This is a genomic window from Kitasatospora griseola (assembly GCF_014648555.1).
GTDB lineage: Bacteria > Actinomycetota > Actinomycetes > Streptomycetales > Streptomycetaceae > Kitasatospora > Kitasatospora griseola.
The window spans coordinates 133,115-144,581 of record NZ_BMRI01000002.1; the positions used below are offsets into that span (position 1 = coordinate 133,115).

The following is an 11,467-nucleotide window of genomic DNA, read 5'->3' on the forward strand; positions in this document are numbered from 1 at the left end:
CGTACTGGTCGACGAAGCTCCACCACACCGAGGCGCCCATCGACCAGCCCAGCGCGTCGAACTCGTCCAGTCCGAGCTGGTCGACCAACTCCCGTATGTCACCCGCCAGTCGGGCGATCCGGTAGCCGTGCTGCGGCTTCCCGGAACGGCCGTGGCCGCGGAAGTCCACCGTGATGACGCGCCGCCCCGGCGCCAGTCCGGTGAGCTGGTGGCGGAACATCTCCTGGGTCTGCCCCCAGCCGTGGAGCATGACCAGGGGGACGCCCTCGCCGCCGCTGTCGCGGTGGCTCAGACGCACTCCGTCGTGGGTGATCACTTCGTGCATGGTGCGGATGTCCGGTCCGTTCGGGGTCGGCTGTGGATGCGGGAACGTCCAGGTCCGGCGGTGGCCGGAGGACGGGCGACGGCTCGCGATGACGATTCTTGTCGGGACCACGAGCCGCGGGCCACCGACCGACGTAGGGATTGCCGGCCGAAGCTTTCACCGTCTGTAGCAGCGTCTCGTCATCGCTCTGTAGAAAGCGCGCTCAGCGGTCCTGCGGGTGCTGGAGCAGCTCCAGCACCCGCAGCCCCGTGTGCAGCGCCAGGCGGTGCCCGCCGTTGTCCAGGTCCAGGCCGGTGATCTCCTGGATCTGCCGCAGGCGGTAGTACAGCGAGGTGCGGTGGACCTCCAGCTGCTCCGCGGTCCGCGGCACCGAGCCGGCGTTCTCCAGGAAGCAGCGCAGGGTCTCCTCCAGCTTGGCGTTGGCGCCGCGGTCCAGCAGCCGCCGCAGCGGCTTCGGCAGCAGCGTGCTGTTCAACGCGCTGTCGGGCAGCTGCAGCAGGACGGCGTACTCGCCGAGCCGCTCCCAGTCCGCGATGCCCGCCAGCCGGGGCAGCCGGCGGGCCGCCCGGAGCGCCACCCGGGCCTGGTCGTAGGAGATCCACGCCTCGTCGAGCCGGCCGCGGCGGCCGCCCACCCCGACCACCGTGACGGTCCCCGGGTCGAGGAAGGTCCGCAGCGAGCGGGCCACGGTGCGGCACTGGAGTTCCAGGTCGTCCTCGGTCGGCTCGCGGTCGAAGACCTGCACCAGCACGGCCCGGTCCTGCTCGACCGCGAGCAGCCCCAGCGCCGCCCGGTTCTGCCGGAACGGGTCGAGGGCGGCGCACAGCGCTACCTCGACCCGGCCGGGGGCGTCGCGGTGCCCGGAGACGGCCACCACGGTCACCACCACGTGCGGCCCGGCCGGGAGCAGGCCGTCGTCGACCAGTCGCTCGTGCGCCGTGCACCGCAGCGCCGTGTCGGAGCCGACCAGTTGGGCCACCAGCCGGCGGCTCTCCTCCTCGTCGACGTCCGCGGCCAGGCGCCGCGCGTACATCTCGGCGGCCAGCCCGCGGGCGGTCCGGTCGATGGCCGCGAACTGCTCGGACGTCAGCTCCCGGTCCGTGACCACCACCATCAGAATGCCCAGCAGGTACCCGCGTTCGCGGATCGGCACGCAGTACCGCGGCAGCAGCCCCAGGTCGTCCCGGCCCGGCAGCACGCCCGGCCGGGTCCACCCGGCGACGCCCTGCGACAGCACGTAGCGGATGGTCTCGTCGTCCGCGATGCCCTGCAGCAGGGTCCGGACCCGCACGCCGTCCTCGTCGCCGAAGTGCCGGCTGGTGCAGATCATCCGCACCAGCGGATCGTCCAGGACGACGGAGCGGCCCAGTTCCTCGGCCAGCCCGTCCACCAGGGCCTGGAGCGCCTCGCCGCCAGGACGAGCACGCTGGATCAATCTCGTCATGATCAAGCCTCCCGGCGCATTCATACAAGAAGCGAAACGGGATGGCCAAACGTTCGACAAACCGAGGAAAACGCCTCCGCCGCGGGCCTGCGGAGGCACTCTGCGAATCTCGCAACTCCCTTTGACAGCAAAAGAGTTGGTGGCGATAACAGTCCCCTTCCACCGGGTGGCGCGGCCCCCGGGGACCTACCGCTCGGGCCGGTCGGAGGCCGAACGGTGCACGGATCGTCACGCCGCCGTGCATCGCCGGAACATCCGCCGCGCAGGCCGCTGCATAGCCTCCTGAGAGGTTCCGCCCCGTGGTCGTCGGCAGCTCCCGGGGCCCGGGGCGGGAGCCGCGCCGCACCGACCCAGGAGAGCCCCATGCCCGCCCCCCACCCGCTGTCCGAGCCGCAGCCGGAGGCCGCCAGCACCGACCTCGACGTCGACGCCCGGATCGTCCTCGGCGAGCAGCAGTCCGTCGACGTCCCCGTCCGCCTCGCCTACTGCCAGGACGACCCGTACGCCGTCGCCCTGGAGTTCCTCGGCCAGGCCGCCGAGGCGGGCGTCTGGCGGTTCGCCCGCGACCTGCTCTGGGACGGCCTGCAGAAGCCGTCCGGCCTCGGCGACGTCCGCATCTGGCCGCCCTGCCCGTGCCACGGCCGCACCTCGCTGCGGATCATGCTCCAGGGCGAGGACGGCAGTGTGCTGCTCGACCTGCCCGCCCGCCAGGTGCGCCGCTGGCTGCGCCGGGACGCCTTCGCCCTGGTCCCGCCGGGCGCCGAGGCCGCGCTGATCGACTGGGACGCCGAACTGCACAGCCTGACCGGCTGACCCGGTCCGGTCGCGGTCCGCCCGTCAGCCCTGCGACCGGCCGAGCATCTGCCAGTCGCGCGGCGTCATCCCGTACGCCGCCCGGAACGCCCGGCTGAAGTGACTGGAGTTGACGAAGCCCCAGCGCCGGGCGATCCCCGCCACACCGAGCTCCTCGGCCGTCGGCCGGCGCAGGTCCCGGCTGCACCGGTCCAGGCGCTGCGCCCGGGTCCACGCCCCGACCGTGGTCCCCTCCTGTTGGAACAGCTTGTGCAGGAACCGCAGCGAGATGTGGTTCGCCTCCGCGATGCCGGACGGCGACAGGTCCGGATCCCCGAGGTTGCGCCGGATGTGGTCCTTGACCCGCTCCAGCGAGGCGGCGACGTGCAGGCCCTTCGGCCGCTCCCGCCCGCACCGGTCGTCGATCAGCAGCGCCAGCAGGTCGAGCGCGGTCGCCGCGGCCCGCCGCCCGACCGCCTCGTCCAGCACCGGCGCCTCCCGGGCCATCCCGGCCAGGTAGGTCGCCACCAGCGCCGCGCTGCCCTCGCCGGGGCCGAAGGTGGTGGCGGTCAGCGCCCGCAGGTCCCGCTCGTGGACGTCCAGTTCGGCGCGCGGGAAGTGGAAGGACGTGAACGTGAAGTCCTCGTCGATGCGCTTGCGGAACACCCGGGACGCGTCGGTGATCGAGAACTCCCCGGGCCGGATCGACGCCTCCCGCCCGTCCTGCTCCTTGAGCGAGGTGCCGCGCTGCTGGAGCGTCAGGATCAGCGACCCGGCGTTCTCCCGGGCGATCAGCTGCCTGGTCCGGGTCACCATCTGCGGCCCGGCCTTCACCTGCAGGATCCGCATCGGGCCGAGCCGGTGGCCGACGATCGTCCCCGGCGACGGCTCGTCCTCCAGGAACTCCACCGCCATCGGCACGAACGCACTGGCCACCGCCTGGTACCAGCTCTCCGCACGGTCGGCGGCGGACAGCGGCTCGGCGGGGAGCTCGGCGGACAACGGACTTCCTCCCTCGGGTCGGGCCGGCCCGTCCGGAGTCGGCGTCGGAATCACACCATCTCCGGGCCCCGGGGCCCAAAAGAGCTCCGGAGCGCCGGCGGGAGCGACAACTCCCGCCGGCGCCCGGCTCATTCCCGTCGGTCCGTCAGAGCGCGGACACCCAGTACCGGTCGAAGGTCATCGTCCCGTTGCCCGAGGCGCCGGTGCGGGTGCCGGTCGTGGTGGTGGCCAGGGTGTACCAGGACTCGACGTAGTCCGGGTCGTCGGTCCACCAGGACGACGGCATCGCGTCGATGACCGCGTTGACCAGCGGGATGTACGCGCCCTGGTCGGCGATGGTCAGCAGCACCGCCGCCAGCGCCTTGGCCAGCGAGGAGTAGTTGGTGTCGCCGTCGTCCTCCATCATCACGACGTCGGCCAGGTTGTACTTGTACAGCGACCAGTTCACCAGGATCTGGTTCGGGTAGTACGTCTTGTTGGCGTCGTCCAGGTACGGCATGGTCACGGTGTCGACCCGCACCTTGCCGTCCAGGCCGAAGCCGGTGACCAGGTCGAAGATCTCCGCGGAGCCCTTGAACCAGGGCTCCTTGACGTCCTTGACCGTGACGGCGGTGACCCGGGTGGTCCAGAAGCCGGCGGCGGCCGCGGCGGTGTTCACCGGCGCGCTCACCGGGGCCTGCAGGCCCGCGGCGGACAGCTCCTGCCGCAGCACCTTCATCCCGGCCTCGGTGGCCTTGTCGGTGTCCACGTCCACCAGGATGACCGGACGGTCGGGGGCGTGGTCCGCGGCCAGGTCGTACGCCTTGCCGGTGCTGTCGTACGCGACCACCACGGTGGCGTTGTCGTCCGACGGCGAGGACGCCACCAGCGGCTCCACGCCGTCGACCGCGGCGCCGACCAGGCGGGCCCGGAGCAGCGAACCGGTGTCCGCGCCGAGGCCCTTGGCGTCGGCGACCTGACGGTCCGCCTTCGCGATGTGCGCGCCGAGACCGGCCGCGCCCTTGGTGGCCGAACCATCGGTCAGACCGCGCAGACCGACCGCCTTGCCCTGGGACAGGGCGCCGGCGACCTGGTGCCGCCAGGCCGAGTCACCGAGCGAGAGCGCGAGGGAGCGCGCCGCGCCGTCCTCGATGGCGTCCACCGCCGAGACCCGGGTCGCGTGCCGCGAGGGGGCGGACGCGGGGGCCGCGGACGCGAGGCCCGGGGCGGCGGTGACGGCGAGACCGGTCAGCGCGACACCGGTCAGCACCGCACGGAACCGCTGTGCAGAGTGCAGGGAGAACATGGGGGAGCCTCCACCTGTGGTGGCCGCCCGGATCCCGGGCAGGCCATGGACGCCGGACCCGGATCGGGTCCGACGTGATGGTTCCTGGAGCGGCACCATGGTGGGGTATCGGGCGTCTACGCGAATAGACCTCGTGTGACCGTCCAGTACGACCGGTCATGAAGTGTCCGTAATGTCTGTGCCAAATCGTGACCGTGTCTGCTCAAAATCTCCCGAGCGAGCGCGAAAGCAGGGAGAGCGCGACCGGGGGTCACAGGTTCTTCTCGATCGCCGCCAGGTAGTTCCGCATGAAGTGGTCCCGGATCCCGTCGCCGGTGGGTGAGAACGCGTCGGCCGCCAGGCCTTTCGCCCGGTTGGCGAGGTCGCCCGCCAGGCCGGCGCCCTTCTCGTGGATCCGGCCCGAGGAGTCGATCCAGCGCAGGACGTCGACGTGGGTGAAGGCCGGTTCCGGCGGCAGTTGGGGGACGATGTCGTTGTTGTTGACGAAGCGGTGGCTCCGGTCCTTGAGGCCCTTGTTGTAGCCGGCGGCCAGCAGTCGGTCGCAGGTCCGGGGCTGGCCGAAGGTGATCACGCCGTCGGCCCGGAGTTCGGGGGCCTCCAGGAGCAGCCGGGCCGCGGCCAGCATGGCGAGCGCGCCGCCGAGGCTGTGCCCGGTGAGCCAGACGGCCTGCCCGTTGGTGCGGAGTTCGGCGATGGCGTCCTTGACGCTCGGGAAGATCGACTCCAGTGCCTCGGCGAAGCCGTAGTGCACGTAGCCGGTGGCGGCCGGCCCGGGCCAGGGCGGGGGGCCGGACACGCGGGCGCTGGGGGGCGCAGTGGGCGCACTCCGCGGGCGGCCGCGCCCCCGAGGGCCTGCTCGGTCGGTCCGGCCGGATCAGCGCGATCGGCCGGACCGGCCCCGGAGCGCACGGTCGGCGCGGTGGCTGTACCCCGGGCGCTCCGGGCGCGGATGATGGTGCCGCCCGCGCACCCGTCGATCCGAGGAGACCGCTCCGTGGCCGAAGAGCCTCTGCCCGAGGCCGAGTTGTGGCTGTTGCTCGGCCCCGCCGTCCGGGAGTCCCCGGTGGCGAAACGGCTGGCCCGGGATTTCGCCGCGGCGTTCGGGTCGCGGTTCGCGGTGGTGTCGACCGATCGGGTGCTGCTGGGCGTGACGGGCGGGAAGCTGACCCTGCACGATCTGGCGGGGCGTCCGATCACGCCGCCCCGGGCGGCCGTGGTGCGCCTGGCGATGACCCCGTTGAGCACCGACCGGGAGATCACCCTGCTGCGGCACCTCCAGGCGATGGGCACGCAGTTGATCAACCCGCCGGAGGCGATCCTGACCTGCGTCAACAAGTTCTGGCAGCTTCAGACGCTCGCCGCGGCGGGCCTGCCCGTCCCCGACACCCGCACCTACACCGACACCCGGCCGGACCTCGCGGTGGCGGCCGGGATCCCCGAGCCGTGCGTGGTGAAGGCGGTGCGCGGCAGCGGCGGCCACCAGGTGTTCCTGGCGCGGGACGCGGCGATGGTGGCCGACGTCCAGGGCTGCCTGCGTCCCGACGTGCCGTTCCTGTTCCAGCGCTACGTGCGGCACTCGCACGGCCGCGACCTGCGGGTGATCGTGGTCGAGGGCCGCGCGGTGGCCGTCGGGTTGCGCAGTTCCGCCAACGGCCTGATGCAGTCGAACGTCTCGCTCGGCGGCACCGTCGAGCCGTGCCCGGGCCGGTTCCCGGTGGCGGAGGAGCTGGCGGTGCGGGCCGCCGAGCAGGTCGGCCTGGTGCTCGCGGGCGTCGACCTGCTCTTCGAGGAGGACGGCACGTTCACCCTGTGCGAGGTGAACGCCAACGTCCGCTGGGGCGCGCGGGTCACGCAGGTGACCGACGCCCTGCTCGCCGCCTGCGCCAGCAGGTTGACGTAGCGTCAGATCCGGTGCAGCGCCACGTAGCGGGCCGGATCGCGGCGCAGTTCGCCGTCCCAGCGCGCCAGGGTCTGTGAAGCGAACGTCCGGCCGGTGGCGACGATCTCGTCCAGCGGGTCGAGCAGGCCGGGCACGTGCGGGGGTTCGAGTCCGGCGGCGACCCGGGCGTCCAGGCCGGCCCGGGCGAGGCGCAGCAGTTCGGCGGCCAGCGGGCGGACCGGGGTGTCGCCGAGGCGGGTGTCGAGGCCGCGGACGGGGAGTTCGGCGCGGGCGGCGCGGTGCTCGGCGGCGCTGTGGCGGCCGGTCAACTCCCAGGCGGCGTCGCATGATTCGCGATGGTAGGCGAGCCCGGTCCAGAGCGCGGGCAGCGCGGCGAGGTGGGGGTGTGGCGGGCCGTCCGCGCCGCGCAGTTCCAGGGTGCGGCGCACCCGGGTGTCGGTCCACAGCTGGTCGAGGTGGGCGGCCCAGCGCCGCGGGGCGTCGTCGAGGCCGTGGCGGAGCAGTTCGGCGAAGCTGCCCTCGGGGGCGCGGTGGTGGCGGCCGTCGCGGGTGCGGTAGTGGATCAGCGGGATGCCGAGCGCCCAGTCGACGACGTCCCCGGCACCGACGTCGGGCCGCAGTCCGGGCGGCAGCAGGCCGGCCCGGCGCGGGTCCATCCGCAGCCAGGCCCAGCTGCGGTGGGACAGCAGCCCGCACGGACGGCCCTCGTGCAGGGGGGAGTTGACGAGCAGGGCGGAGACCACGGGGGCGACGGCGGTCTGCATCCGCAGTTTCCGGGTGAAGTCGGCGGGGTCGAGGAAGTCGAGGGTGGCCTGGGTGGAGAGCGACAGCGCCATCACGTGCGGGGCGCGGGCCCCGGCCGGGCCGAGGTCGGCGAAGTACTGGCGCATCAGCGCGCCGCGCGACATCGGCACCCATTCGACGTCGGCGAGCCGGCCGAACGGGAGGTTGCCGCCGGGGACGAGGGCCAGGTCGAAGCCGGCCGCCAGGTCGGCGAGCCGGGCCAGCGCGGCCCGGACGTCGTCCATGGTCTTGCCGACGCCGGGCCCGGGGGTGGAGGAGTACTCGATCTGCCCGCCGTGCTCCAGCGTGACGGTGCTGCCGTCGGGCAGCCGGACGCCCGTCAGGCAGTCGCCGTCCTGCTCGGGTTCGCCGCCCCAGTGCCGAAGCACCGCCTCCAGCACGGCGCGTACGCCGCCCGGGCCCGAGTAGCGGGCGCCGATGCCGGTGGCCGGGTCGAGCAGGCCGCACTCGACCTCGACGCCGACCTGTTCGGCGCCGCCCGGGGAGGGCGTCAGCGGGGCGAGCAGCTGCGCCCGGTCCATCACGGGGCGCTCACCGGGGCGGCGGTGCGGGCCTGCCGGGCGTGGTCCAGCAGCGCGCCGACGGCGCCGAGCGCGGACTGCGCGGCGCCCTGGCACCAGGCGTGCGCGCCGGACAGGTGCTCGCCGGCGAAGAAGATCCGCGGCCGGTGCGCCGGGTGCGGCGCGCCGAGCACCGACAGGTAGCGGGTGTGCTCGCCGGGGGTGAGGTGGGCGAACGCGCCACCGCCCATGCCGGTCTGCACGTCCCAGTTGCAGTGCACGATGTCGTCGACGTCGCCGGTGATGCCGGGGTGCAGCTTCTCCAGGCACTCCAGCACCAGCGCCTCCCGGTCGGCCTGTTCCAGCGCGGCGAACCGGCGCGCGTTGGCGCCCCACAGGTAGGCGCCGAGCAGCGCGGCGGGTTCGGCGGAGCGCAGCCGGTCGCGGGCGTCCCAGCGGGGGGCGCCGGAGCCGTTGACGCAGCCGTCGGCGCGCACCGCGTTGTCGGACGGGTACCAGCACTGCTGGATCGGCAGGTCGGTGAAGCTGCCGCCGCCGTGGATGCCGTCCTCGATCTCCCAGCGGCGGTGGGTCACGTGCAGCACGGTCTTGGCGCTGGACGCGTAGCTGATGCCGCGCACGGCGTGGCGCTGCGCGTGCGGCAGGCCGGGGGTGACGGCGATCTGGTCGAGCGCGGGGGCGGGGATGCAGCAGACCACGAAGTCCGCGTCCTCGTCGAGCCGCCCGCCGATCCGCCGGCCGCGCACCCGGACGCCGTCGGCGCGCAGCGCGAGTTCGTCGATCCGGGTGGACAGCCGCAGGGTGCCGGGGCGCAGCGCCCGGACGAAGGAGTGCACCAGGGCGTCCATGCCGTCGGCGAGTTCGACCTGGCCGCGGTGGAACAGACCGAAGTAGTCGACCAGGACTTCCAGCAGCGAGGACTGCTCGTAGTGGGCGAGACCGCTGGCGTGGCCGAACAGGTCCCAGGCCTCCTGGGAGAGGTGCTCGTGGACGTACTGCCACAGCGACACCGAGGCGGCGCGCTCCAGCGCCGGGTCGTCCCACCGGCCGTCGAGGGCGCGGCGCTGCTGTTCGACGGTGAGGGCCCGCCAGACGGGGGCGAGGATCCGGTCCAGCAGCGCGGACGGGGGGTGGCGCTCGTCGGGGCGCAGCGCGAAGGCGGGGAACAGCGCGGCCACCTCGTGCACCCGGACCTTGCTGCCGCGCAGGTGGTAGTAGGCCAGCGGGTTGGCGTTGACGAAGGGCCGGGTGGCCAGCCGGAACCTGTTCACGTAGTGCAGCACGCAGTGGTGGTTCGCGGGGATCCGCATCGCGCCGAGGTCGGCGTGCGTGCCGTCCCAGAACCGGTGGGTGCGGATCCGCCCGCCGGGCCGGTTGCCGCGTTCGTACACCGCCACGTCGAAGCCGCGCTGCTGCAGCTCGTACGCGCACACCAGGCCGGCGATGCCGGCCCCGATCACGACCACCCGCCCGCCCGGGCCGGCGGTCGGCTTCAGCAGGGCGCGGGGGAACGCAAAACTGGTGTCGAACATCGGGACCCCTATCGGTGCGCGAACCGCGCGACGCCCCGGTCTCTCGCCCGCCCCCGTGGGTCGACCGGGTCTCGCCGCGCCTCCCCGACACCGTCCCACCGGCTCGCCCGGTTCGCATCCGGGGCTCCCGGCGGCCGGCCCCCCACCGGCTGCCGGTCGGGTCATCGGTCCGCGGACGGCGCCTGCCTGTGCTGGAGCCACCGGCCGACCAGGGAGACGGCCACGGTGAGGGCCAGGGCCAGCAGGGCGTCGACGCGGGAGTCGGCGAGGACGATCATCACGGCGTACAGGCCGAGCAGGGCGATCAGCACGGCCCAGGTGAGGCCGGGGAACAGCCAGACGGCGGTGCCCTCGGCGGGGCGGCGGCCGTCGGCGCGGTCCTGGCGGCCGAGCACCAGGTGGGCGGCGGCGATGCCGATCCAGGTGACGTAGACGGTGTCGCCGGTGATGTCGACGAGCCGGCCGAAGGCGTCCGTCGGATGGACCACTTCGAGCACCAGGCAGACCGCGGCCAGGGCGGAGGTGAACAGGATCGCCGTGTGCGGGGCGCCGCGGCGGGAGATCCGGGCGAACAGCGACGGCGCGTCGCGGTCGCGGGCCAGCGCGAACAGCATCCGGGAGCTGGCGTAGACCTGGGAGTTCATGGTGGAGAGCATCGCCGCGAACAGCACCACGTTCAGCACGGTGGACGCGCCGGGCATGCCGAGGTGGTCCAGGGTGGCGGCGAACGGGCTGTCGCCGACGGCGGCGCTGTTCCACGGGAGCAGCAGCACCACGACGGACAGCGAGCCGAGGTAGAACACGGTGACCCGCCACATGATGGTGCGGGTGCTCTTGCGGATCGCGGCGGCGGCGTCCTCCGCTTCACCGGCGGCGATGGTGACGATCTCGGTGCCGGAGAAGGAGAACATCGCGCCGGAGGTGGCGATGACGATCCCGCTGACGCCCATCGGGAGGAACCCGCCCTGGCCGAGCAGGTTGTCGGTGCCGGGCGCGGGCGTGCCGGGCAGCAGGCCGGCCACGGCGACCAGGCCGACGCCGATGAACAGGGCGATCACGGCGACCTTCACCCAGACCACCCAGAACTCCATCTCGCCGTAGGCGCGGACGGAGCCGAGGTTGACGGCGGTCACCACGGCGAGCATCAGCACGGCGATCAGCCAGACCGGCACGGCGGGGATCCAGCCGTGCACGATCCGGCCGGCGGCGATCGACTCGATGCACATGCCGAGCGGCCAGCCGACCCAGTAGATCCAGCCGCTGGCGAAGCCGGCCCAGCGGCCGAACGCCAGGCGGCCGTACACCGCGAAGGCGCCGGTGTCGGGGCGGGTCACCGACATCTCGGCGAGCATCCGCATCACCACGATGACGATGACGGCGGTCAGCGCGTAGGCGATCAGCACGCCAGGACCGGCCTGCTGGATGCTCACGCCGGAGCCGACGAACAGCCCGGCGCCGACCGCGCCGCCGATGCTGATCATGGTCATGTGGCGGCTGAGCAGGCTCCGCGACAGCTGCGCCCCGCCGGCCGCGACGGCCGTGTCCTGGGCGTTCTCCACCGGCCGGGCCCCGGTGTTCTCTCTGACGTCGCTCACGATCGCAGCTCCACTCCGTGCCGGGCCGCCACCTGGTTCAGCAGCGCGCGGAACAGCGGCAGCCGAAGCTCCGCCACGGGCTCCAGCGCCTCGGGGTGCCACTGGACGCCGACCGTCCAGGCCGCGTCCGCGTCGCCGGTCAGCTCGACGGCCTCCACGCAGCCGTCGTCGGCGCGGGCCGACACGACGAGGCCCTCGCCGACCCGGTCCACCGCCTGGTGGTGCCCGGACGCCACCGCGATCCGATCGCGGCCGAACGCCTCGGCG

The 11,467-nt window shown here is 73.6% G+C and carries 11 protein-coding genes; 2 read left to right on the forward strand and 9 right to left on the reverse strand.

Translation table 11 applies throughout. From position 1 onward, the window contains the following. The coding region (locus tag IEZ12_RS37620) for an alpha/beta fold hydrolase (RefSeq protein ID WP_229847187.1) at positions 1–325 on the reverse strand (325 nt) is incomplete at its 3' end. Between the two features lie 202 nt (positions 326–527). Next, positions 528–1,769, reverse strand: coding sequence for a PucR family transcriptional regulator (locus IEZ12_RS03125; protein ID WP_189270649.1), 1,242 nt, complete (start codon positions 1,767–1,769; stop codon positions 528–530). Between the two features lie 363 nt (positions 1,770–2,132). On the opposite strand from IEZ12_RS03125, the gene IEZ12_RS03130 reads away from it, so the two are divergent. Continuing rightward, positions 2,133–2,582, forward strand: coding sequence for an SsgA family sporulation/cell division regulator (locus IEZ12_RS03130; protein ID WP_043910631.1), 450 nt, complete (start codon positions 2,133–2,135; stop codon positions 2,580–2,582). Between the two features lie 24 nt (positions 2,583–2,606). Here IEZ12_RS03130 and IEZ12_RS03135 read toward each other — a convergent pair whose 3' ends face one another. The 3 genes from IEZ12_RS03135 to IEZ12_RS03145 form a co-directional block, all read right to left on the reverse strand. After that, entirely contained in the window at positions 2,607–3,563 is a 957-nt protein-coding gene (locus IEZ12_RS03135; RefSeq protein WP_229847188.1) for an AraC-like ligand-binding domain-containing protein, read from the reverse strand. A 145-nt stretch (positions 3,564–3,708) separates the two neighbouring features. Then, positions 3,709–4,848 (reverse strand): DUF3103 family protein, encoded by a 1,140-nt coding sequence (locus IEZ12_RS03140; protein WP_189270651.1) that lies wholly within the window; start codon positions 4,846–4,848, stop codon positions 3,709–3,711. Between the two features lie 250 nt (positions 4,849–5,098). Next, positions 5,099–5,644, reverse strand: coding sequence for an alpha/beta fold hydrolase (locus IEZ12_RS03145; RefSeq protein ID WP_189270652.1), 546 nt, complete (start codon positions 5,642–5,644; stop codon positions 5,099–5,101). Between the two features lie 198 nt (positions 5,645–5,842). Here IEZ12_RS03145 and IEZ12_RS03150 point away from each other — a divergent pair, with 198 nt between their 5' ends. Further along, complete coding sequence (locus IEZ12_RS03150) at positions 5,843–6,748, forward strand: RimK family alpha-L-glutamate ligase (RefSeq protein ID WP_189270654.1); 906 nt, start codon at positions 5,843–5,845, stop codon at positions 6,746–6,748. A 2-nt stretch (positions 6,749–6,750) separates the two neighbouring features. On the opposite strand, the gene IEZ12_RS03155 is transcribed toward IEZ12_RS03150, so the two are convergent. The 4 genes from IEZ12_RS03155 to IEZ12_RS37625 all read right to left on the reverse strand — a co-directional run. Next, positions 6,751–8,073 carry a glutamate-cysteine ligase family protein gene (locus tag IEZ12_RS03155; RefSeq protein ID WP_189270656.1) on the reverse strand — a complete coding sequence of 441 codons (1,323 nt, stop codon included), beginning with the start codon at positions 8,071–8,073 and terminating at the stop codon, positions 6,751–6,753. Beyond that, on the reverse strand, positions 8,073–9,605 hold the full coding sequence (locus IEZ12_RS03160; protein WP_189270658.1) for a flavin monoamine oxidase family protein: 1,533 nt from the start codon (positions 9,603–9,605) through the stop codon (positions 8,073–8,075). Before IEZ12_RS03160 ends, IEZ12_RS03155 begins: the two co-directional genes overlap by 1 nt. 161 nt (positions 9,606–9,766) lie before the next feature. Beyond that, positions 9,767–11,200, reverse strand: coding sequence for an amino acid permease (locus IEZ12_RS03165; RefSeq protein ID WP_189270659.1), 1,434 nt, complete (start codon positions 11,198–11,200; stop codon positions 9,767–9,769). Then, positions 11,197–11,467, reverse strand: a 271-nt coding sequence (locus IEZ12_RS37625; protein WP_229847189.1) for a gamma-glutamyl-gamma-aminobutyrate hydrolase family protein, incomplete at its 5' end; no start/stop codon positions are given. The genes IEZ12_RS37625 and IEZ12_RS03165, both read right to left, overlap by 4 nt.